The sequence below is a fragment of the Microbacterium protaetiae genome, assembly GCF_004135285.1.
Classification (GTDB): Bacteria; Actinomycetota; Actinomycetes; order Actinomycetales; family Microbacteriaceae; genus Microbacterium; species Microbacterium protaetiae.
Window position 1 is genome coordinate 164,249 of record NZ_CP035494.1, and the last position, 23,244, is coordinate 187,492.

18 protein-coding genes are annotated in these 23,244 nt (G+C 70.1%); 8 read left to right on the top strand and 10 right to left on the bottom strand.

Annotated elements, in window-relative coordinates; all coding sequences use genetic code 11:
- The first annotated feature begins 42 nt into the window (after positions 1-42).
- Positions 43-1,959, top strand: coding sequence for an anthranilate synthase family protein (locus ET475_RS00770; RefSeq protein ID WP_129385110.1), 1,917 nt, complete (start codon positions 43-45; stop codon positions 1,957-1,959).
- 6 nt (positions 1,960-1,965) lie between these two features.
- Here the strand turns inward: ET475_RS00770 and ET475_RS00775 are convergent, their stop codons facing one another.
- A complete protein-coding gene (locus ET475_RS00775; RefSeq protein ID WP_129385112.1) occupies positions 1,966-3,243 on the bottom strand; it encodes a M50 family metallopeptidase in 1,278 nt (425 codons plus the stop codon).
- Between the two features lie 57 nt (positions 3,244-3,300).
- Here ET475_RS00775 and ET475_RS00780 point away from each other — a divergent pair, with 57 nt between their 5' ends.
- From ET475_RS00780 to ET475_RS00790, 3 genes are all read left to right on the top strand, one after another.
- Entirely contained in the window at positions 3,301-3,885 is a 585-nt protein-coding gene (locus tag ET475_RS00780; RefSeq protein WP_129385114.1) for a hypothetical protein, read from the top strand.
- A 105-nt stretch (positions 3,886-3,990) separates the two neighbouring features.
- Positions 3,991-4,638 carry a DUF1775 domain-containing protein gene (locus tag ET475_RS00785; RefSeq protein WP_129385116.1) on the top strand — a complete coding sequence of 216 codons (648 nt, stop codon included), beginning with the start codon at positions 3,991-3,993 and terminating at the stop codon, positions 4,636-4,638.
- Positions 4,639-4,648: 10 nt separating this feature from the next.
- Entirely contained in the window at positions 4,649-6,301 is a 1,653-nt protein-coding gene (locus ET475_RS00790) for a Mur ligase family protein (protein ID WP_207205380.1), read from the top strand.
- A 727-nt stretch (positions 6,302-7,028) separates the two neighbouring features.
- Here ET475_RS00790 and dxr read toward each other — a convergent pair.
- Positions 7,029-8,111: a 1-deoxy-D-xylulose-5-phosphate reductoisomerase gene (gene dxr / locus ET475_RS00795; protein WP_129385118.1), complete on the bottom strand. Its 1,083-nt coding sequence runs from the start codon at positions 8,109-8,111 to the stop codon at positions 7,029-7,031.
- 47 nt (positions 8,112-8,158) lie between these two features.
- On the opposite strand from dxr, the gene ET475_RS00800 reads away from it, so the two are divergent.
- Positions 8,159-9,784: a glycosyltransferase family 2 protein gene (locus tag ET475_RS00800; RefSeq protein WP_129385120.1), complete on the top strand. Its 1,626-nt coding sequence runs from the start codon at positions 8,159-8,161 to the stop codon at positions 9,782-9,784.
- Position 9,785: 1 nt separating this feature from the next.
- On the opposite strand, the gene ET475_RS00805 is transcribed toward ET475_RS00800, so the two are convergent.
- Positions 9,786-10,730, bottom strand: coding sequence for an FKBP-type peptidyl-prolyl cis-trans isomerase (locus tag ET475_RS00805; protein WP_129385122.1), 945 nt, complete (start codon positions 10,728-10,730; stop codon positions 9,786-9,788).
- Between the two features lie 123 nt (positions 10,731-10,853).
- Here ET475_RS00805 and ET475_RS00810 point away from each other — a divergent pair, with 123 nt between their 5' ends.
- Positions 10,854-11,627 carry a lysophospholipid acyltransferase family protein gene (locus ET475_RS00810; RefSeq protein WP_129385124.1) on the top strand — a complete coding sequence of 258 codons (774 nt, stop codon included), beginning with the start codon at positions 10,854-10,856 and terminating at the stop codon, positions 11,625-11,627.
- Here the strand turns inward: ET475_RS00810 and ET475_RS00815 are convergent.
- Positions 11,596-12,084, bottom strand: coding sequence for an OsmC family protein (locus tag ET475_RS00815; RefSeq protein WP_129385126.1), 489 nt, complete (start codon positions 12,082-12,084; stop codon positions 11,596-11,598). The genes ET475_RS00810 and ET475_RS00815 overlap by 32 nt on opposite strands.
- Positions 12,085-12,124: 40 nt before the next feature.
- Between ET475_RS00815 and ET475_RS00820 the strand changes: the two genes are divergently transcribed.
- Together ET475_RS00820 and ald are read left to right on the top strand one after the other, a co-directional pair.
- Entirely contained in the window at positions 12,125-13,114 is a 990-nt protein-coding gene (locus ET475_RS00820; protein ID WP_129385128.1) for an asparaginase, read from the top strand.
- Between the two features lie 50 nt (positions 13,115-13,164).
- The gene (gene ald / locus ET475_RS00825; protein WP_129385130.1) at positions 13,165-14,283 is read left to right on the top strand and encodes an alanine dehydrogenase; all 1,119 of its coding nucleotides are present in this window, start codon (positions 13,165-13,167) and stop codon (positions 14,281-14,283) included.
- Here the strand turns inward: ald and ET475_RS00830 are convergent.
- The 6 genes from ET475_RS00830 to ET475_RS00855 all read right to left on the bottom strand — a co-directional run bounded on the left by ET475_RS00830 (position 14,263) and on the right by ET475_RS00855 (position 23,243).
- Positions 14,263-17,172, bottom strand: coding sequence for an FtsK/SpoIIIE domain-containing protein (locus ET475_RS00830; RefSeq protein ID WP_129385132.1), 2,910 nt, complete (start codon positions 17,170-17,172; stop codon positions 14,263-14,265). The genes ald and ET475_RS00830 overlap by 21 nt on opposite strands.
- A gap of 68 nt (positions 17,173-17,240) precedes the next feature.
- Entirely contained in the window at positions 17,241-18,044 is an 804-nt protein-coding gene (locus ET475_RS00835) for a PP2C family protein-serine/threonine phosphatase (protein ID WP_129385134.1), read from the bottom strand.
- A 53-nt stretch (positions 18,045-18,097) separates the two neighbouring features.
- Positions 18,098-20,092 carry an ABC transporter ATP-binding protein gene (locus ET475_RS00840; protein ID WP_129385136.1) on the bottom strand — a complete coding sequence of 665 codons (1,995 nt, stop codon included), beginning with the start codon at positions 20,090-20,092 and terminating at the stop codon, positions 18,098-18,100.
- Entirely contained in the window at positions 20,089-21,816 is a 1,728-nt protein-coding gene (locus ET475_RS00845; RefSeq protein ID WP_129385138.1) for an ABC transporter ATP-binding protein, read from the bottom strand. Before ET475_RS00845 ends, ET475_RS00840 begins: the two co-directional genes overlap by 4 nt.
- Before the next feature lie 2 nt (positions 21,817-21,818).
- Complete coding sequence (locus tag ET475_RS00850; RefSeq protein ID WP_165310671.1) at positions 21,819-22,403, bottom strand: TetR/AcrR family transcriptional regulator; 585 nt, start codon at positions 22,401-22,403, stop codon at positions 21,819-21,821.
- A gap of 69 nt (positions 22,404-22,472) precedes the next feature.
- Positions 22,473-23,243 (bottom strand): enoyl-CoA hydratase/isomerase family protein, encoded by a 771-nt coding sequence (locus ET475_RS00855; RefSeq protein ID WP_129385142.1) that lies wholly within the window; start codon positions 23,241-23,243, stop codon positions 22,473-22,475.
- Between the last annotated feature and the right edge of the window lies 1 nt (position 23,244).

Below are 23,244 nucleotides of genomic sequence, written 5' to 3' on the forward strand. Positions count from 1 at the left end.
GTCTTCTTCGTCTGAGGCCGTCCGACACCTGAAAGGCCGGCGATGACAACGACGCCCGCTTCCCCCGCTGAACTTCTCGACTCCCTGCGCAACCGCCCGTTCGCGCTTCTGGCCCGCGACGCCGACACCGTCGAGGTACTCACCGGCCAGGTCGTCGACGTCGATCTGCTCGCCGATGTTCCCCTGATGGATGCCGCAGGCACGGCCCGCGAGGTACTGGCGCTGGTCCCGTTCCGGCAGGTGCGCGAACGCGGTTTCGCATGCCACGACGACGGCGCGCCGCTGCGCTGTCTCGTGGTCGACGACCACCTGGCCATGGATCGCGCCGAGGTCATCGCCGCCCTGCCGACCGCTCCGGTCGAACTCGACGGCGCCGGCTTCGACATTCCCGATGAGGAGTACGCCGAGATCGTGCGCACCGTCATCCGCGACGAGATCGGGCGCGGCGAGGGCGCGAACTTCGTCATCCGGCGGGACTTCACCGCCGGCGTCGACGCCGACCCACACGAGGCCGCACTCACCTGGTTCCGAGCGCTGCTGGAGCATGAACGCGGCGCGTACTGGACCTTCCTTGTCTCCACGCCCGGTCACATCGCGGTGGGCGCGAGCCCCGAAGCGCACGTGAGCGCGCAAGATGGCGTGGTCACGATGAACCCGATCTCGGGCACTTTCCGACACCCGACCGGTGGCGCCACCGTGGCGACGCTGAGCGAGTTCTTGGCCTCCACCAAAGAGACCGAAGAACTGTTCATGGTCGTCGACGAAGAGCTCAAGATGATGAGCGCCGTCTGCTCCGACGGCGGACGCATCACCGGCCCGCATCTGAAGGAGATGTCGCGGCTGACCCACACTGAGTACGTCCTGCGCGGGCGCAGCCGGCTGGATCCGCGCGACATCCTGCGCGAGACGATGTTCGCCCCCACAGTGACCGGCTCGCCCATGCAGAACGCCTGCACCGTCATCGCGCGCCACGAGCGCACTCCCCGCGGCTACTACTCCGGTGTGGCGGCGCTGTTCACTCCGCGCGAGACGCTCACCGTCGACGAGGCCACGCATGATCTCGACGCGCCCATCCTCATCCGCACCGCCTACCTCGAAGGAGCGCGGCTGAGGGTGCCGGTGGGTGCCACCCTGGTGCGGCACTCCGACCCCCACGGCGAGGTCAGTGAGACCCACGGCAAGGCCGCCGGTGTGCTGGGAGCTATCGGCGCCGTCGAGCGCGATGTGCAGGCCGAGGCATCCGACACCGACGAACCGGCCGCGCCCCGCCGGCTGCTCGCCGACGACCCCGGCATCGCACGGCTGCTCGAGTCGCGCAACGCGCGCCTCGCCCCGTTCTGGCTGAACCCACAGGGCCGGGGCGCCGACGCCCCGTTCCTCGGTCAAGATGCGCTCGTGGTCGACGCCGAAGACCGCTTCACCACGATGCTCGCCCACCAGCTGCGCCATCTGGGGCTGAGCGTGCGGATCGTCCCGTGGAACGAAGCGACCGATGCCGAGGTGGATGCCGCGGCTCTGGTGGTCGCCGGCCCTGGGCCCGGCGACCCGCGCGACGAGGGCAGCGCCCGCATCCGTCGCATGCGCGAAGTGGTCGCGCGCCGCCGCACTGCCGGCGCGCCGCTGCTGGCGGTGTGCCTGAGTCACCAGATTCTCGCCGACGCGCTCGGGATCGAGCTCGTTCCGCTCACCCAGCCGCACCAGGGCCTGCAGAAGACCGTCGACGTGTTCGGCGAGCAGGCCTCGATCGGGTTCTACAACACTTTCACGGCCCGTGTCGCCCCGGAAACCGCCACGGTCGGCGATACCGAGGTGGCAGCGGATGCCTCCGGCGACGTGTATGCCTTGCGCGGGCCGCACGTCGCCTCGGTGCAGGGGCATCTGGAGTCGATCCTGTCGCGCGATGGCCTGCACACGCTGGAGCGTTTGGTCGCGCAGGCTCTGGGCGACCCCGGTCTTTGAACCCCGCTATCCGCCCAGCAGCGTGATCGGGTTCACCAGGTCGGCGACGACGAGAACAGCGCTCATCGCGATGAGCGCAATCACCACGATGAAGGTCACCGGCACGAGACCGGTCGCGTCAACCGGCTTCGGCGGCGGGCGGCGGAACAGCTTCGCCCAGACCCGTTTGATGCCGTCCCACAGCGCCACCACGACATGACCGCCGTCCAGTGGCAGCAGAGGCACCAGGTTGAACACGAACAGCGACACGTTCAGCGAGCCCAGCAGCAGCAGAAAGAACGACACCCGGTCGAGGATCGGCGCGTTCGACGATGCCGCCTCGCCGGCCAGCACCCCCACGCCCACCGGTGAGAGCGGGCTGTTCGGGTCGCGCTCACCACCGGTGACCATCGAGTGCACGACGCCGTAGAGCTTCTGCGGCAGCTGCACGATGATCCCGGCGACGGCGCCGACGTTCTGCGCCGCGGTCTGCGCGCCCGACAGAATCGGCTGACGCACGTACTCGAGCTGAGAGGTGACTCCCGCGAAGCCGACCGTGTGCCCGTCGAACTCTCGCGCCGCGGGCGTGAGCATGAGCGTCTGCTCCGCTCCGTCGCGACGGACGAGAACCGGGATCGTCTCACCGGCGGATTTCTGAATGACCGCGGATGCCTCGGCGAAGGTCGACACCGCGGTGCCATCCACCGACACCAGCACGTCACCGACCTTGAATCCGGCTTCGGCGGCGGGAGAGGCGGGATCGGATGCCGCACAAGAGGTGGCCGTGGTGTCGGCCGGCAGGCACGCGCCGACCTGCGCGATAGTGGTGGTCGCCGTCTGCACGCCGATGCCGCTCAAGGCGATGGTGAAAAGCACGACCGCCAGAACCAGGTTCATGATCGGGCCGCCGAGCATCACGATGATGCGCTTGTAGACGGGCAGCCGGTAGAACACGCGGGTATCGTCGTCGCCCTGCAACGTCTCGTCGTTGGCGGTGCGGGCGTCTTCGACCATTGTCGCGAAGAATCCACCGCCGGCGCGCCCCGGGCGTGCCGCCTTTTTCGGGGAGGGCGGGTACATCCCGGCCATCGAGATGTAGCCGCCGAGCGGAATCGCCTTGACCCCGTACTCGGTCTCGCCCTTGCGACGCGACCAGACGGTCGGACCGAACCCGATCATGTATTGGCCGACGCGTACGCCGAACTTCTTCGCGGGCAGCAGATGGCCCATCTCGTGCAGGGCGATCGAGACGGCGAGCCCGACGAGCATCAAGACGATGCCGATGACGAAGGCGAGGACGGTCACGGCCCACACGCTACCGGCAACGGCTTTGAGTATGCCGTGCACGTCTACGCTGGGGGTGTGGATCGTGTCACCGCCAGGCAGCTGCGCGCACTGCGCGGCGTCGTGGCGTCGGCGATCACTGTGCTGCTGGCCGCCACCGCGCACACGGTCGCCGGCGGTGGTGCGCCCGCACCGCTGCTGCTCGTGGCCGCGGCGATGCTGGCCGCTCCTCCCGCGGTGCTGCTGGTGGGCCGCCGGCCGTCGGTGCTGCGCACCTCGACGGCGGTGCTGGCCGCGCAGGCGGTGTTCCACGGCGTGTTCGCCCTCTTCGGCGGCCCGTCGACGGTCACATTCGTCACGCCCGTGGGTGCGCACGTGCATTCGGCGCAGATGGTGGCCACCGGCACGCATGCTATGACGCCTCACTCGATGTCAGCAGCGCACGTGATCGCGGCGCTGGTGACCGTCGTCGTGCTGCACCGCGGCGAGTGGATGCTGCGCGCGGCGGGCCGCGGCATCCATCGCCTTCTTCCGCTGCGTCGGGCCCGCGTGCCACGTCCGTCGTCGGTGCGCGCCGTGCGCGCGACGTTCGCCGCGCCCGCACTGCGCGCGGTGCTGCTGGTGTGCAGCGTCGGGCGGCGCGGACCGCCGGCGCTCGTCTGACACCCCTCTCCCTGTGGCATCGCGCGCCGTGCGGCCGTCATCGTGACGGCCCGGCGGGCGAGCGCACCCTCTCGCGCGCACGCGCACCGACTCGAAAGATCTCTCATGACCCGTTCTCGTTCTCCCCTCCCGATTCGCCTCGCCATCGGCGCAGCCGCCGGCGCGGCCCTGGTGCTGGGCGTTCCGTTGGCCGCCTCGGCGCACGTCGAGGTCGATCCGACAGACGCGCCCGCCGGCGCCACGACACCGCTGACGTTCGGCTTCCATCACGGCTGCGACGATTCACCCACGCGGTCGCTGACCATCACCATCCCCGACGGCGTCGGCAACGCCACCCCCGTGTACCAGGGCGGCTGGAGCATCCAGCGCACCCTCGGCGACAACGGCGTGCCCACCTCGATCACCTTCACGGCCGACAGCCCGGTTGAGACCGGGATCGCGGCATCCGTGTCGCTGGACGTCCTGTTCGACACCTCGGCCAAGGGCACCACGCTCGCGTTCCCGGTCGAGCAGACCTGCGTGAGCGGATCCACATCGTGGAGCGAGGTTCCGGCGAAGGGGCAGACCCGCGACGACCTGGACACGCCGGCTCCGACCGTGACGGTCGGCGCTGCGGATGCCGCGGCCGAGGCCCCTGCCGCGGCGACCGCCGACCCGCTCGCGCGGTGGCTTGCCGGCGGTGGACTCGTCGCCGGCGTCGCCGGGCTCGTGGTGGCCCTGATCGGGCGGGGGCGGCGCCGTCAGATGAGATGATGGACCAGCTATGAGCAGCGCCGATTCCGCCCCCGCCAACCTGCCGCCCGTGTTGCGGCCGGAGCACCCACCCGTCCGTGCCCTGACCGAGCTCGCCGCCCGTTTCGGCGGCGAGCTGCGCGGCGACGCCGACGGCGTCACGCTGTCGGGAATCACCCTCGCCACAGCCGACCTGCGCCCCGGCGAGGCGTTCGTCGCGATTCGGGGCGTCAACCGCCATGGTGCGGAGTTCGCGGCCGCGGCCGCTGCCGCCGGTGCGGTGGCAGTGATCACGGATGCGGCGGGGGCGGTACCGGCCGCCGACGCCGGCGTGCCCCTGGTCGTCGTCGACGATCCGCGCGCACGGCTCGGCGAGATCTCGGCATGGGTCTACGGCACCGGTGCGAATGATGAGCTGCCGCTGCTGCTGGGCACCACGGGAACCAACGGCAAGACGAGCGTGTCGCATCTGCTGGAGGGGATTCTCGCCCAGCTGGGCGTGGTCACCGGCCTGTCGTCGACCGCCGAACGGCACATCGCCGGTGATGTCATCGTGTCGCGATTGACCACACCCGAGGCATCCGAATTCCACGCCCTGCTCGCCTTGATGCGCGAGCGCGGCGTCGAGGCCGTCGCCGTCGAGGTGAGTGCGCAGGCGCTGAGCCGTCACCGCGTCGACGGGCTGATGTTCGACGTCGCCGCGTTCACGAACCTCAGCCACGATCACCTCGACGACTACGCCGACATGCGGGAGTACTTCGAGGCGAAGCTTCCGCTGTTTTCCGCCGATCGCGCGCGGCGCGCGGTGATCTGCCTCGACTCGGCAGCGGGGGCGGATGTCGCGGCCCGGTGCGAGGTGCCGTACGAGACCATCGTCACCCCCGACATCGCCGTCGACCCGACCGCCGACGCCGACTGGCGCGTCACGATCGTCGAGGAGCGCCAGGACGGCACCGTGTTCACCCTGACCGCCCGCGACGGCCGCGCCCTGACCACCGTCGTCCCGACGATCGGCCGGCACATGGCCGCCAACGCGGGACTCGCGATCGTGATGGCGCTGCAGGCCGGGTACGCGTGGGAGCGCCTGGCCGCCGCGCTCGACGGCGGTCGTATCGACGCCTATCTGCCCGGGCGCACGCAGCTGGTCTCGGGCGCGCAGGGTCCCGCGATCTACGTGGACTTCGGGCACTCCCCCGACGCCTTCGAGAAGACGCTCGCCGCGGTGCGACGCGTCACCCCCGGCAAGGTCGTGATGCTCTTCGGCGCCGACGGCGACCGTGACGCGACCAAGCGCTTCGACATGGCGCGCACCGCGGTGGAAGGCAGCGACATCCTCGTGGTCACCGACCACCATCCGCGTTTCGAGGACCCCGACTCGATCCGCGCGACCCTGGTTGCCGGCGCGCGCGCGGCGCGACCCGATGCCGAGATCCACGAGTATTCGCCGCCCGAGCGTGCCATCCGTGAGACCGTGAAACTCGTCACAGACGGCGACGCCGTGCTGTGGGCGGGGCCGGGCCATCAGGACTACCGCGACATCCGCGGGCGCCGCGCGCCGTACTCGGCGCGCGAGCTGGCCCGCCGCGCGCTGCGCGACGCCGGCTGGCCGGTGCCCGACCCGGTGTGGCCGGTGCCGTATCCCGACGACGCCACCCCCGCGTCAGACCCCGAGCGCCCGGCCTGAGCGCCCGGCGCGCGGCGGCGCGAGCGCGATGCGTCAACATTCCCTCCCCGTCTCGGACGCCGCACCTTCAGTCGTCACAAATGGCCCCCTCAACGCAACGCAAGGGGCCACATGCGACGACCCAACGTTGCCGCAGGCCGCAGGCGTGCCGGGCGCGGCATCCACAATCCGTCCCCGTCTCGGACGCCCCACCTTCAGTCGTCACATGTGGCCCCCGCCACGCCCCGCAAGGGGCCATATGCGACGACCCAACGTTGCCGCAGGCCGCAGGCCGCAGGCGCGGCATCCATAACCCGTCCCCGTCTCGGACGCCCCACCTTCAGTCGTCACAAATGGCCCCTTCAACGCAGCGCAAGGGGCCATACGCGACGACCCAACACCGCACCCGAAACCTTCGCCCCGCAAGGGGCCATATGCGACGACCCAACAGCGGCGACCGGGCGATTCGCCGGCGCGGCATCCATAACCCGTCCCCCCTCTTGGACGCCCCACCTTCAGTCGTCACATGTGGCCCCCTCCACGCAGCGCAAGGGGCCATATGCGACGACCCAACACCGCACCCAAACATTCAGTCGTCACAAATGGCCCCCTCAACGCAACGCAAGGGGCCATATGCGACGACCCAACGTCGCCGCAGGCCGCAGGCCGGCACCCAGGCAGCGCGCCGCGCCGCCGCGCAGCGCCGGCACCCAGGCCGCACGCGGCGCGCCGCCACCCAGACCGCGGCTCAGGCCGCGCCGATGAACCTGTCGGCGCTCTCGCGCGCCCAGCGCTCGGCCTCGGCGAGGCTGTCTCGGTCGACGACGGCCGGCGCGTCGTGCTGCTCGACGACGCGCCGCACGGTGTCGACGATGCCCAGGAACGACAGACGCCGCTCATGGAACGCGTCGACGGCCTGCTCGTTGGCCGCGTTGAACACCGCCGGATACGTTCCGCCGGCCCGGCCCACCTGCTTGGCCAGCCCCACGGCGGGGAACGCATCGTCGTCGAGGGGCTCGAAGCTCCAGTGGGATGCCACGGTCCAGTCCAGCGGCCAGCCGACGCCACCGATCCGATGCGGCCAGTCAAGACCGAGTGAGATCGGCAGCCGCATGTCGGGCGGCGATGCCTGCGCGATGGTGGATCCGTCGATGAACTCGACCATGGAGTGCACGATCGACTGCGGGTGCACGACCACGTCGATGCGGTCGTAGGGCACATCGAACAGCAGGTGCGCCTCGATGATCTCGAGGCCTTTGTTCACGAGCGTCGCCGAGTTCGTGGTGACGACCCGCCCCATGTTCCAGGTCGGATGAGCAAGAGCCTGGGCGGGGGTGACCTGCTGCAGCTGCGCTCGGCTGCGGCCGCGGAACGGTCCGCCCGAGGCCGTCAGAACGAGCCGCCGCACCTCAGCCTGCTCCCCCGCCCGCAACCCCTGCGCTATCGCCGAGTGCTCGGAATCGACGGGGACGATCTGTCCGGGCGCCGCGAGCGCCGTGACCAGGTCGCCGCCCACGATGAGCGACTCCTTGTTGGCCAGCGCGAGCGTGCGGCCGGTCTCGAGCGCGGCCAGGGTCGGCCCCAGCCCCACCGACCCGGTGATGCCGTTGAGCACGACATCGGCCTCGACATCGCGCACCAGCTGCTCGGCTTCGGCGGCGCCCAGCGCGGTGTGCTCGACACCGAACTCCGCAGCTTGGGCGGCAACGGCATCCCGGTCATGCCCCACGGCAAGTCCCACTACCTCGAATCGCCGCGGATTCGAGCGGATGACATCCAACGCCTGCGTGCCGATCGAACCGGTGGACCCGAGAACCAGGACGCGTCGCATGGTCTCACTCTAGGCGTCGATAGACTCGCGACAGCGAGAGGAAGCGCATGGAACAGCTCGGAGTCAGCGTCGTCGTCCCCATCTACAACCCTGGCCCGTTCGTCCGTCCTCTTCTGGACTGCCTCGACGCGCAAGAATCGGTCACCGACGGGTTCGAGGCCATCTTCGTCGACGATGGCAGCACGGATGCGACACCGTCGCTGTTGGACCACTGGTGTGCGGCACGCGAGTGGGCACGCGTCATCCATCAGCCCAACTCGGGCTGGCCGAGCAAGCCCCGCAACGTCGGGATCGCCGCAGCACGCGGCGAGTTCATCTTCTTCGTCGACCAGGACGACCGGCTCGCCGACGATGCCCTGGCCCGCATGGTGGGCTTCGCGCGCGAGCACGAGAGCGACGTCATCCTCGGGCGCATGGTCAGCGCCGGGCGCAAGGTGCCGGCGGCCCTGTTCCGACGCACCGTGCCCGACGCTTGGCCGCCCGAGGTGCCGCTGGCCTCGAGCATGACGCCGCACGCCATGTTCCGGCGCTCGTTCCTCGACGCGCATGGCCTGCGGTTCGATGAACGGGCGCGCCGCCTTGAAGACCACCTCTTCTTGTCGGCCGCGTACACGGCCGCCCGGCGCGTGTCGATCTACGCCGACAGCCCGGTCTACATCCATGTCGCCCGCACCGATGGCGGTGGTGCGGGATACGCCCGCTACGACCCGCACGACTACTACCGCGACCTCGCCCGCGCGATCGGCACGATCGTCGACGCCGTGCCGGCCGGCCGCGCGCGCGACGCGTTCCTGGCGCGCTGGGTGCGCAGAGAACTCGTCGGCCGGCTGCGCTCCGATGCCGTGCGCTGGCTGCCACCCCAGCGCCGCGACGCGTTCTTCACCGCGGTGCGCGAGACGATGCTCTCCGCGCTGCCCGAAGACACCGTGCGCCGCCTGCCGGCGGTGTGGCGCTGGCCGGCCGCGCTCGCGCTCGAGGCCACCCCCGACGAGTTCTTGCGCGCCGACGACCGTCTCACCACGACGGTGCGCGCCCGGGCGCAGAACGTTTCCATCGAGACGCTGTTGGCTCGGGATGTCGCAGCCGACACCCTCGCGCGCGCACGCGAGCACCTCGCCCCCGACGAGCCGGTGCCCCTCGCGCGGATGGCGGCCGGGCGCTCCCGGGCGCTGTGGCGGCGGGTCCAGCTCACCGGCCTGCGCGCGCTCGGCCGCACCGGAGGATCCCTGCACGCCCGCCTGGTCGCGTGGGGGCGCACTCCGATCGTGTTCGCACGTCAGGCGTGCGCGGTCGCCGCGCCGGTGGCCGCTGTCGCGGCATCCGCGGCCGCCATCGCTGGGTGGGGGGCGGCCGCTCCCGTGCTGGTCGCGGCGGCGGGAATCATGACGACGTTCCTGGCCGTACGGTCGACCTCGGGCTGGCCGACAGCGTGCCGACTCGGTCTCGCGCTGGTGCCCGCCGCTATCCTGTCCGCCGGATCAGCGCCGGGTATCGCCGCCGTCGTGGTCACCGCCGGCCTCATCGGGGCCGCGTGGGCCGCCGACCACCGGGCCCGGCGCACAGACGTGCGTGCGCACGCGGGTGCACGGGCGTGGTCGCGCCCGGGGTGGATAGCGGCGGCCACTGCCGTGCTGGCCGCGGTCGAGGTCGCCCTGACCGCGGTGCTGGCCTGAGCTACGACGCCTTCTGCACGCCGATGATGTCGATGACGAACACCAGCGTCTGACCGGTCAGGTCGTCATCGTTGATCTCGCCCTCGCCGTAGGCCGACGACGGCGGCAGTACAGCCACGACCTGTGAGCCGACGGTCTCGCCTTCGATCGCCTTGCTGAAGCCGTCAACGACGCCCGTGCCCACCTGCTGCACGGTGAAGGGCGTGCTGCCCCAGCTCTTGTCGAAGGTCTTCTTTGAGTTCCACGACACGCCGTAGTACTGCACGAGCACGGCGTCACCCTCTGCGACCTTCACGCCGTCGCCCTTCTTCAGGGTCTCCTTCGCGAACTTCGTCGGCATGTCGCCGCTGGGAAGCGTGACCGACGGGGTGCCGTCGGAGGCCAGCTTGACGGTGGGGAAGCCGGCCTTGGGCTCTTGCGCCGTACCCCAGGCGGCTGTCGGGACGACCTTGAGCACGTCGAGCACATCGACGGTGGCCGGGTAGTCCTCGTCGCCGGGCATGGTCGCCACGACGCGGCTGCCCACCGAGGCGCAGCCGAGTACCTGGCCGAGGGTGCTGGTGGCCGAGACCTGCTGGGGCAGAAGGCTGCCTTCGGTCTGGCCGATCGCGCCGTTCTTGTCGCCGCTTTCGGCGTTGAACTCGGTCAGGGCGAACTGGATGAAATCGCCAGAGCTGATCTTGTCGCCGTCACCCTTCTTGACCACTGTGCTCTGCAGGTCGGTGATCTCAAGCGGAGTGTCGAAGCTGACCTTGGCCTCTTTGCCGACCTCGCCGGTCACCTTCACCGCGTCAGACGACGTGCCCGAGGCCACCTGCGCCGTGCATAGGTCGGGGGCAGCCGTGCTCGTCGGCGTGGCGTCGGCCTTCGGCTGCGACGAACAGCCGACCAGCGACAGCGCAGCCAGCGCGACGACGGACAGGGCGATGATGGGGCGGTTACGCACAGAAAACCTCGAGCTCTCGGGGGCGGAACCTCCATCTTCGCGCACTTTCCAAAGACCAAGCTGAGAGTCGGGGATGCCGCGGGCATGCCCGGTGCGGAATGAAAACGGCAGTACCCTCGATAGGTGACAGAACCGGAGACGACCGAACCCGACTCCTCGACCCCTCCGTCGCCCAGCCGCGTCCGGTTCGCCTACGCCCTCGGCCGCTTTCTGCTGACGCCGCTGGCGCGCGGTCTCTACCGGCCGCGCATCACGGGGCGCGAGAACGTCCCCCTCACCGGCCCGGTCATCTTCGCCAGCAACCATCTGTCATTCATCGACTCGATAGCCATCCCGGTCGCTGCTCCCCGCAATGTGCGCTTTCTCGCGAAGGCGACGTACTTCGAGGGCACCGGGCTGGCCAAACGGCTGAGCCGTACCTTCTTCACCGCGCTGGGCGCCAGCCCCGTGCGCCGCGGCGCCGGGCAGGCGGCCCTGGAGGCACTCGAGCAGCAGAAGCAGCTGCTCGAGGCCGGCGAGGCGATCGCGCTGTATCCCGAGGGAACCCGCTCGCTCGACGGACGTCTGTACAAGGGGCGCACCGGCGTCGCCTTCCTGGCCCTGCAGACCGGCGCGCCCGTGATCCCGGTCGGCCTGATCGGCACCGACAAGGTGATGCCGGTGGGCGCGAAGATCCCGCACCTGCTGCCCCGCGCGACGATCAAATTCGGCACCCCCATCGACGTGAGCGCGCACGGTCCCGCCTCGTCGGGCCGCGCCCGGCGCCTGGCCACCGATGAAATCATGGCCGCCATCCACGAACTCAGCGGGCAGGAACTCGCGCACTCCTACAACGAGGTGCCGGCGCAGACGCCCATCGAGCGCATCAGGCAGGTTCTTCCGCACGAACGTCGATGACCTCCGGCTGCACCCGCACCGGAAAGTTCACCGAGTTCGCGATGAAACACCACTCATGGGCCTGGTGGTGCGCGGCTCGGGCCGGTTCGATCATGGATGCCGCAGCCACCGTCACTCGCGGGCGCAGCACGACCTCGGTGAAAGCTCCCCCGCCCTTGCCGTCTTCGGTCATCACCCCGGTCGCGTCGTCTTCGTACGAGGTGACCACGACGCCGGCGCCCACGCAGGCATGCAGATACGACAGCAGGTGACATTCGCTGAGGGCGGCCAGCAGCAGGTCTTCGGGATTCCACCGCGACGGATCGCCACGGAACGGCTTGTCGGATGAGGCGGCCAGGTCGGGCTTGCCGGGAATGCGCAGGGTGACCAGCCGGTCGTAGTCGCGGTATCCGGTGGTTCCGGCGCCGCGGTTGCCGTTCCAGTCCGCGTGCACACGGTAGTGGTGTTCGCCGAACATGACCCCAGTCTGACACCGACGCGGCGGTAGGCTGGAGGGCGTGTCGCAGACCTTCGCCGCCGCCGCAGCCGTCGAGCTGGCCGTGGTCGAACGCAGCGGCTTCATCGAGTCGCGCCACACCGGGTCGGCCATTGTGCTCGGCGCCGACGGCGAGGTGCTGCGTGAGTATGGCGACACGAGTTCACCGATCCTGCCGCGTTCGACGCTGAAGCCGATCCAGGCGCTGGCGGCCGTCGCCGCCGGTGCCGATCTTGCCGGGCCACACCTGGCGGTGGCCACCGCCAGCCACACCGGCACCGACCGGCACGTGGGGCTCGTGCGCGACATCCTCGCCTCCGCCGAGCTGGGCGAAGACGACCTCGGCTGCCCTGCGGCGTGGCCGCAGGATGCCGCCACACGTGACGAACTGGTGCGCGACGGCGCGCAGCCGGCCCGCATCCGGATGAACTGCTCGGGCAAGCATGCCGCAATGCTGCTGGCGTGCCGCCGGGCCGGCTGGGACACCGCGAGCTACCTCGACCCGCAGCATCCCCTGCAGGTGCAGATCCGTGAACTCGTCGAGCGCCTCACCGGCGCCCGCGTCGCCGCCACCGCCATCGACGGATGCGGCGCCCCGGTGCACGCGGTCTCGCTGGCCGGGCTGGCAAAGGCCATGCATCGCATCGCCACCTCGTCGTCTGCCTCGCCGTTCGCCCTGCACCGCAACGCCGGTGCGCTTGTGCAGGCGGTTCGCGAGAACCCGTGGGTCATCGCCGGACCCGGACGCCCCGACACCATCGTGATCGAACGGCTGGGCGTGTTCTCGAAGGGCGGCGCCGAGGGCGTGCACGTGATGAGTGCCCCCGACGGCACCACGGTGGCGCTGAAGATGCTCGACGGATCGAGCCGGGCCACCGCCGCCGTGTCGCTGCGACTGCTGCAGCTGGCCGGCGCGCTCGACCCCACAGACGTGTCGGAGACCCTGTCACAGCTACCGCTGGCCGTCACAGGCGGCGGACAGGACGTCGGCACGATCCGAGCTGCGTTCTAGCGACGACGCGGAATGCATGTTGCTCCAAAGACGGAGCAGAAAGGAATCCCATGCGCATCAGCGTGCCCACCGAGGTGAAGAACAACGAATTCCGAGTGGCTCTGACCCCCGCCGGCGTGCACGATCTCGTCGGCGCCGGCCACGAGGTGTTCGTGCAGCGCGGCGCCGGCGAAGGGTCGTCGATGCCCGACGCCGAATACGCCGACGCCGGAGCCACTCTGCTCGACGATGCCGCCGAGGTCTGGGCGCGCGCCGAGCTGGTGCTCAAGGTGAAGGAACCCATCGCAAGCGAGTACGGATACTTCCGCGACGATCTCGTGCTTTTCACCTACCTGCATCTGGCGGCCGATCGGCCTCTCACCGAGCGTCTGATCGCCGACCGGATGACCGCCATCGCGTACGAGACCGTGCAGCTCGCGTCGGGAAGCCTGCCGCTGCTGGCACCGATGAGTGAGGTGGCCGGGCGCCTCGCGCCGATGGTGGGCGCGCACACCCTGATGCGCTCGTCGGGCGGTCGTGGCCTGCTCATGTCGGGGGTGCCCGGCACCCGGCCGGCACGGGTGACCGTCATCGGCGGCGGGGTGGCGGGGGCGAACTCGGCGGTCATAGCGGCGGGGATGGGCGCCGATGTCACGGTGTTCGACACCAACGTGGCGCGGCTGCGGATGCTCGACGACCACTTTCAGGGGCGCGTGAAGACCGCGGCATCCAACCCCCTCGACCTCGATCGGGCCGTCGTCGACAGCGATCTGGTGATCGGCTCGGTGCTGATCCCCGGCTCGAAGGCGCCCAAGCTCGTCACGAACGACATGGTCGCGCGCATGCGGCCCGGTTCGGTGCTCGTGGACATCGCGGTGGATCAGGGGGGATGCTTCGCCGACACCCACCCCACCACGCACGACGATCCCACCTTCGCGGTGCACGACACCGTGTTCTACTGCGTGGCGAACATGCCCGGGGCCGTGCCCAACACCTCGACCTCGGCGCTGACCAACGCGACGCTGCCCTACATCCGGCAGCTCGCCGCGCGCGGCTGGCGCGAGGCGCTGGGCGCGGATGCGGCCCTGGCCGCCGGGCTGAACACCGTGGATGGCCGGGTGGTCAACGCCGGGGTCGCCACCGCGCACGGGTTCGAACTCGCACCGCTGTCAGAGGTGGTCGGCGGTTAGCACGACCCGCTGCACACTGCCGTCGGCGCGCAGCAGCCACGCCCGGTCGCGGCCCGGCACGCAGTACGGCGGCAGGGCGCGGTCGCCGGTGAGCAGCCGGTAGTCGGCGGCGGAGGCGGCATCCACGACGATCTCGCCGTCGGCGCGAATCGTCTGCAGCAGCCGCCAGGCGCGCTGCCACTGCTCGCCGTCGCCGACCACGACCACCGGCACGTCATCGGGCGTGTCTGCTGCCGTGCCGGCTTTGTCGATCGTCAGCACCCGGCTGCCCGCTGCGGCGGCGACCGCGGCGACGTGACGCTGCACGGCCCCGGCCGGCGCGATGGCGGCCGTGAGGGGCACACACGGTCGCCACGGGCGGGGCCCGGTCACCGATATCGAGGGGATCGTCGGCGGCAGCGCGAACTGCACGAGCCGGCCGTCGAGGATGCCGCGGCCCGGCGGCAGGCTCTCGTGCCAGTCGTGCGGCACCCCGCCCGCGGCGGCGAAGTCGGTGCGGGTCGTCGTCGCCAGCAGCGCGCGCTGCGGCAGCAGCTCGACGAGCCGGCCGGCGGGCCCGGCCATGCGCTGCAGGCTGAGGATGACGCGCCCCTGCCCGGTGTGGATGATGCGCTCGAGGCGGTCAGCGAACGCCTGCGCGTAGTCGATCGGATAGCGCGCGAGGAGCGCATCGACGTCGTCGAGAAGAACCGTCGCGGCGGTGCCGCCGGACTCCAGCGCGAGGGCGCGGTCCCACGCCGCCTCAGGGTCGGAGCCTATCCACTGCGCGGTGGGATCCTGCGCGGCGATCGTGGCCAGCACGCTGGTACGGCCCGAACCTGCGCGGCCGATCACGCCCAGTCCGCGGCCGGTGAGCATGACCGGGGGCTGCCGCTGATGCTCGGGTTCGTCGGCGATGCCGAGCACGACGTCGTCGGCGCGCAGGTCATTCTCGGCGCGCAGGGCATTCTCGGCGCGGCGGCCGGCGTCGGCGCGCCGGCGCCCGTCGGCGCGCAGGGCATTCTCGGCGCGATGGCCGTTGTCGGCGTGCAGGGCATTCTCGGTACGGTGGGCGACGTCGGCGTCCGGGCGCCCGTCGCCGCGGCGGCCGACGTCGGCGAGCGCAAGGCGCTCGGGCAGCGCGGGCAGCCAGGGTCGCCGCGGCGGCGCACCCACCGCGGCCCGCGCCGCCTCGTCGACCAGCTGCGAAGAAGCGAGAGCTATGCGCACCGGCCGGGCCGCGACATCCACCGCCCGGCGGATCAGCGCGATTCCACGTTGATCGGGTGCGCCCGACAGCGCCGCCGCCTCGTCGCCGCCGATGAGAGCGCGGCTGTCGGCGGCGTCGGCCACGCGCAGGCTGATGCGCAGCGGACAGTTGGCCAGCAACGACTCGCGGAACACCCCGGCGGCGCGCTGGGTGCCCAGAATCAGGTGCATGCCCAGTGCCCGCCCGCGCGCGGCGATGTCGGTGAAGAGGTCGACGAGGTCGGGATGGGCGGCGGCAAGCGCCGCGAACTCGTCGACGACGATCACCAGACGGGGCAGCTGCGTGCCGGTGATGTCGCGCGCACCGGCACGCACGATCTCGGCTTCGCGGCGACGCAGCTCGGCGCGCAAGCTCGCCAGTGCGCGCGCGGCGCCGCCCGCGTCGAGGTCGGTGATCACGCCTGTCACGTGCGGCAGCGCTGCCAGCGCGTCGAACGCCGTGCCGCCCTTGAAATCGGCGAGCAGGAACACCACCCGGTCGGGTGCGAAGCGTGTGCACAGTGCCGTGATCCAGGTGGTGAGAAGTTCGCTCTTGCCCGATCCGGTGATCCCCGCCACCAATGCATGCGGCCCGTCGGCTGCGAGGTCGAGCCGGAACGCTCCCCCGCGGGCCGTGCCGACGACGACATCGAGGCCGGCGCCGGCCGGGCTGCGGTCGACGATGTCGGCGAGCGCGACGACCTCGCCCGGGCCTGCCGCACCGAAGCTCGCCCGTGCCCGCTCGCGCAGCCGCTCAGCGAGCGCGACCGCCTGCTCGCGCGAGACGCCCTCGATCTGCACCTCGGTGACCGTGCCGTCGTGTGCGAGACGGGCACGGTCGACGCCGGTGAGAGTGAGCACCGCAGCGCAGCGCGGGGGCACGTCGGCGCCCGCCGAGACCCGAACGATCGCCGCGTCACCGGCCTCTCGCGCATCCAGCACCAGGGTTGTGGCTGCGTCGGTGCCGACGTGCGGCAACGCCCGCAGCCACGCCCCATCGGGATCGTCGACGGCGACCGGATCGGCACCGAGCCGCAGCCGGTCGGGCGGCAACGCGAGGCAGGCCTGCAGCACGAGGGCGCGCACGACGGCCCGGGCCAGTGGCTCGGGCCCCACGACAGCGACGCCGCCGCGCAGCGGCACCGTGATCGGGGCGTCGTCGAGAGTGGATGCCTCGTCTCGAACGGCCGCGGAGGCGGCATCGGCCCGCCCGCCTTCGACGCGCACGGTACTGGCGCGCCGGCCGCGGCCCACGACCAGGCGCTCGTCGCGTGAGCCCTGCCCCCGCCAGACCGGGTCGATATCATCGTCAGGCACGACCAGCCCACGCATATCGGGCGTCTGCGCCCACAGCCGCTCGCGCTCGGCATCGTGTCGCACCGCCACCGCTGAGCGCACCCGGCGCCGGCTGCGCTCGGCGTCGCGGGCGGCAAGACGCCGCTGGCGGCGAGCTGCCCGAGCACCGTCGGCGACCGAGGCGAGCGCGATGAGTGGGCCGAGAGCGGCGAACCACAGCATCGTGACCGTGCCCGTGACCAGCCACAGCCCGACCGCGGCCAGCACGGGAACCAGCGAGGCCACCAGGGGAATCGCACTGCGGCGCACCGGGGGCGGCGCATCGGGCAGTCGCAGCACATCGGCGACATCGAGAACGTCGGTCATGCCGACAAGTCAACAGCGCGAGACGCCGCCGCACGCCTGGCTCACGCGAATCTGTGGAGAACTCGCGGTCAGTCTGCGTCTGGGGAGGAGTCGGTATCTGACGCAGAGTGCACCGCAACGTCGATGACGACGATAGTGACGTTGTCGCGGCCGCCGTTCTCCAGCGCCGCCTGCATCATCGCATCGACCGCTTCACCCGGGTCGGCGTGCTCACCGAGGAAGTGCTGGATGCCGTAGTCGGTGAGTTCCTTGGTCAGGCCGTCGGAGCAGATCACGAACCGATCGCCGTCGACCAGGTCGAGGCGCACATAGTCGGGCTTGACGCTGTCACTGGGCCCGACGGCGCGGGTGATGACGTTGCCGTACGGGTGGTTCTCGGCTTCTTCGGGGCTGAGCCGACCGGCGGCGATGAGCTCTTGGACCACCGAATGATCGGTGGTGATCTGCACGATCTCGCCGTCGCGCAGCAGGTAGACCCGCGAATCGCCGATGTTCAGCGTCACCCAGTGCGGGTCGGCCGCGGCGCCGTCGAAATACACCCCGGTCACCGTCGTGCCGGTGCCGTCGTCGGTGGCCTCGGGGTGGGCGGCGATGTCTTTGACCGCCCGGCCCAGTGCCTTCTCCAGCGCCTTGGGCGTGACGGTGCCCGACTCGGCGACCGGACGCAGCCGGCCGACGGTGCTCGTCGAGGCGATCTCGCCGCCGATGTGCCCGCCCATGCCGTCGGCCACGATGAACAGCGGGAACTCGGCGAGCACCGCGTCTTGATTCACCTCGCGACGACGGCCGACATCGGTCGCCGCCGCCCACGAGACCTCGACGGTCGCATCGGGCAGCACCACCGTGTGAACTCGGGTGCGCTCGTCGGGCACGCGGGATCCTCCCTGGATGGCGGGGCGCCGCCAGACGGCGACGTCTTCACATACTAATTGACCGGTTCGACGCCCGTGTCCAGTACGGGTGCCTCGAACTGCGCGTTGTACAACCGCCAGTAAGCGCCGCGCGCAGCCAGCAGCTGGTCGTGCGCGCCCTGCTCGACGATGTGCCCGTCCTCCATCACCAGGATCAGGTCGGCATCGCGAATGGTCGAGAGTCGGTGCGCGATGACGAACGAGGTGCGGTCGGTGCGCAGGCGCGACATGGCCCGCTGGATGAGCAGCTCGGTGCGGGTGTCGACCGAGCTGGTGGCCTCGTCGAGGATCAGGATGCGGGGGTCGGCCAGGAACGCGCGAGCGATGGTGACAAGCTGCCGCTCGCCCACCGACAGGTTCGTGGCCTCGTCGTCGAGCACGGTGTCATACCCGTCGGGCAGCGCGTGCACAAAGCGATCGACGTAGGCCGCGGTCGCGGCATCCAGGATTTCTTCTTCGGAGGCCGAGGGGCGACCGTACGCGATGTTCTCGCGGATAGTGCCGGCGAACAGCCAGGTGTCTTGCAACACCATGCCGGTGCGCGCCCGCAGGTCGGCGCGGGTCATCGTGCGGGTGTCGACGCCGTCGAGCACGATGCGTCCGCTGTCGACGTCGTAGAACCGCATGATGAGGTTCACCAGCGTCGTCTTGCCGGCCCCGGTGGGTCCCACGATCGCGACGGTGCTGCCCGGTTCGGCGCTCAGGCTCAGATCGGAGATCAGCGGCTTGTCGGGCAGGTACTGGAATGCGACGTCGTCGAACGCCAGATGACCGGCATCGGCGGGCACCGTCTGCGCCGGATCGGCGTCGGGCGTCTCTTCGTCTTCGTCGAGCAGTTCGAACACGCGCTCGGCGCTGGCCACCCCCGACTGCAGCAGGTTGGCCACCGAGCCCAGCTGACTGAGCGGCTGCGTGAACTGCCGCGAGTACTGGATGAAGGCCTGCACGTCGCCCACCGAAATGAGGCCGCTGGCGATGCGGATGCCGCCGACCACGGCGATGGCGACGTACACGAGGTTTCCGATGAACATCATCGCCGGCATGATCAGACCCGACACGAACTGCGCGCCGAAGCTGGCCCGGTACACCGCGTCGTTCTCGCCGCTGAACTTCTCCTGCACATCACGCTGGTGGCCGTACACCTTGACGATCGCGTGACCCGAGAAGGTCTCTTCAATGCGGGCGTTGAGCACGCCGGTGGCGGCCCACTGCGCGATGAAGAGCTTCTGCGAGCGGCGGGCGACCAGCACCGTGATGAGGATGGTGATCGGGATGGCCGCCAGGGCTATGACCGCCAACACCCACGAGATCGAGAACATCATGATGAGCACGCCGACCACCGTCAGCAGCGCTATGACCACCTGCGACATGCTCTGCTGCAGGGTCTGCCCGATGTTGTCGACATCGTTGGTGACGCGGCTGAGAAGTTCACCGCGCTGCATGCGGTCGTAGTACGACAGCGGCAGGCGGTGCACCTTCTCCTCCACGAGCATGCGGATGCGGTGCATGGCCCGCTGTACGACGACGTTGAGGATGCGGCCCTGGATCCACATGAAAACGGCCGAGACGATGTAGACGGTCAGCACCGCGCCGATGATCCACGCGAGATGGCCGAAGTCGATGCCGGCACCGGGAACGAAATCCATCGTGCGCAGCAGGTCGGCGGTCTGGTCCTGGCCTGACGCGCGCAGCTGCTCGATGATCTGCGCCTTGGTGACCCCGGCCGGCACATCCTTGAACTGCAGCGACACGAAGCCGGCGACCACCACGTTGGTGGCCTGACCCAAAAGCTTCGGGCCCACGACGTTGAGCGCGACGCTGAGCGCGCCCATGATGACGACGGCCACCAGTCCCACGGCATCGGGCCGCAGCATCCCGAGCAGGCGCTTGGCGCTGGGGCCGAAGTTCTGCGCCTTCTGCGCAGGAGCGCCCATGCCGCCACGACCCATCGGACCGCGCGGCGCGGGCCCGCGCGGAGCCGTGGCCTGCGTGCTCTTGTTCTCGCTCATGCCGCCTCCTGCGCATTCAGCTGGGACTCGACGATCTCGCGGTATGTCTCGCACGTTTCGACGAGCTCGTCGTGCACACCCAGGCCGACGACCCGCCCGTGCTCGAGCACGACGATCTGATCGGCGTGCTGGATGCTCGACACGCGCTGGGCGACCACGATGCGGGTCGCGTCGGGAAGCCGGGTGTCCAGTGCCCGGCGCAGCGCCGCGTCGGTGGACAGGTCGAGCGCCGAGAACGAGTCGTCGAAGATGTAGGCCGCCGGCCGGTGCACGATTGCGCGCGCAATCGAGAGGCGCTGCCGCTGCCCGCCCGACACGTTCGTGCCGCCCTGAGCGATCGGGGCGTCCAGTCCCATCTCGCTGACGAAGCCCTTCGCCTGCGCGATCTCGAGGGCGTCCCACAGCTGGTCGTCGCTCGCGCTCTCGTCGCCGTAGCGAAGGTTGGATGCCACGGTGCCCGAGAACAGGAACGCACGCTGCTGCACCAGCCCGATGCGTTTCCAGAGCACGTCGGGGTCGTAGTCGCGCACGTCGACGCCGTCGAGGGTCACCCGACCGCCCGTGACGTCGAACAAGCGCGGCAGCAGACCCACCAGCGTCGTCTTGCCGGCGCCGGTGGAGCCGATGATCGCCGTGGTGGTACCCGGCTCGACGGTGAAGCTCACGTCGTGCAGCACGGCGTCGTCGGCACCCGGATAGGCGAAGTCGACGTGGTCGAAGACGACACGCCCGAGGGATGCCGGTGGCTCGGCGAGCCGCTCGTGCGCGATCACCGACGGCTCGGTGTCGAGAACCTCGCCGATGCGGGTCGCGCAGACGGCGGCGCGCGGGATCATCACGAACATGAAGGTGGCCATCATGACGCCCATGAGAATCTGCATCATGTAGGTCAGGAACGCGAACAGCGTGCCGATCTGCGCGTTGCCGTCTTGCACTTGGAACGAGCCGAACCAGATGACCGCGGCGCTGGACACGTTCAGCACGATCGTGACAGCGGGGAACATGATCGCCATGAGGTTTCCCGCGCGCACCGCCGACTCCATCACGTCGCTGCTGGCCGTGGTGAACCGGGCGTGCTCCTCGGGCTCGCGCACGAACGCGCGCACCACGCGGATGCCCGTCAGCTGCTCACGCAGAATCTGGTTCACCCGGTCGATGCGCCGCTGCATGGCACGGAACGCGGGGACCATGCGCACGACGATGAGCGAGACGATGATCAGCAGCAGCGGCACCGAGACCGCCATCAGCCACGAAAGGCCGACATCCTGCCGAATCGCGAAGATCACGCCGCCGATCGCCAGGATCGGGGCCGAGACCATGACGGTCGCCGACATCTGCACGAGCATCTGGATCTGCTGCACATCGTTGGTGTTGCGGGTGATCAGTGAGGGCGCGCCGAACTGGCCGACCTCGCGCTGCGAGTACTGCACGACGCGGTGGAAGATGTCATCGCGCAGATCGCGCCCCATGCCCATCGCCAGGCGCGAACCGAAGTACACCGCAACGATCGTGCAGAGGATCTGGCCGAGGCTGATCAGCAGCATGATGCCGCCGGTGTGCCAGATGAAGTCGACATCGCCGGTGAGCACGCCATCGTCGATGATGTCAGCCTGCAGTGTCGGAAGCCAGAGGGATGCCAGGGCTTGGGCGACCTGGAAGACCAGGACGCCGATGATCAGTGGCCATCCTCGCTTCAGATACCGAATAAGGAGTCTGCCGAGCATGTTCAGTCCTCTCCGCGGGGGCGGCCCGCGATGCCGTACAAGATGAAGTGGACGAGTTCGTCGTCGGTCAAGCCCGCCTCCTCGTCGAACCGAGCAGCGTTGGCGGCCATGCCCGCCAGCCGCACAATGGGGCCGAGCCGATCGGGAGAGATGGTCAGCTCGTCGGCGTTGGAGGCGAAGATCTTCGCCACCGCGACGCGGTAGGCGTCATCCCGCGGGCCCGTGAAGAACGAGGGGATCTCTTTGCGATCCACCAGCGACAGCATCCGCATCATGTTCTGCATCCACGTCCGCGTGCCGCGCACGAGTATGGAGAGCTTCTCCTCCAGCCCGAGCGCGGGATCGACGATCCCCTGCGCCATCCGCTCGCGCGACTGTGTGAAGAACGTCTCGACGACAGCGCGCTTGAGAGCCTCTTTGTCGCCGAAAGCGCGGAAGATCGTCCCTTCGGCGATGCCGAGTTCTTCGGCGAGCTGTCGGGTCGTCAGGCTCGCTCCGTGTTCGAGAAAAAGCGGCACGGATTGTTCGGCGATCATCGCGCGGCGATCGTCGGGCGCCATCGGCTCGGCACGGGTGGCAGGAGGCATGGATTCGAGTGTAGTGAGTGAGCACTCACTCCGCGACATCGGTGCGTGCGCTCTCAGCGAACCTGAGCGTCAGCGCCCGCGGAAAACCGGCGGACGTTTGTGCTGAAACGCCGCGAACCCCTCGCGGTAGTCGTCGGTGGCCGACAGCGCGGTCTGCGCGGCCGTTTCGGCCGCCAGCGTGTCCCACAGGTTCAACCGTTCCTCGCGCACGCGTGCGACCAGCCGCTTGCTCGCCAGGAACGCCGCCGTGGGACCGACCGCTGCCTGTCGCGCGGCAGTGGATGCGGCATCCTGCACCTCATCGGCCGGGTAGACGCGCGAGAACAGCCCCGCGGCGACGGCTTCGTCTCCCGTCATGAGCCGGCCGGTGTAGATGAGGTCGAGAGTGCGGTGCACACCCAGCCGCTCGGTGAACAGCGCATGCCCACCCGAATCAAGCGCGGCGCCCAGCGCCGCGAACGGCGAACCGAACTTCGCCGTGTCGGCGACATAGACGACGTCGGTCGCTATCAGCAGGCCGAGTCCCACGCCCAGGCACGCACCCTGGGCGGCGGCGAACGTCGGTGCCGGAAAGCCCGCCATGCGGCGCATCAGCGGCGCGAGCAGGCCGTCGAGGTAGCCGGGCACGTCGTCGGTGGCCGGGTCGACGCCGGCGATGTCGCGGCCGGCGCAGAACGCGGGGCCTTCGCCGCGCAGCAGCAGGGCGCGCACGCCGGCCTGCTCGGCGTCGGCGTACGCGATGTCGAGTTCGTGCAGGGCCGCCTCGTCGAGCGCGTTGCGCTTGTCGGGCGCATTCAGCACGACCTCGGCGATGCCGCCTTCGATGGTCAGGTCGATCACG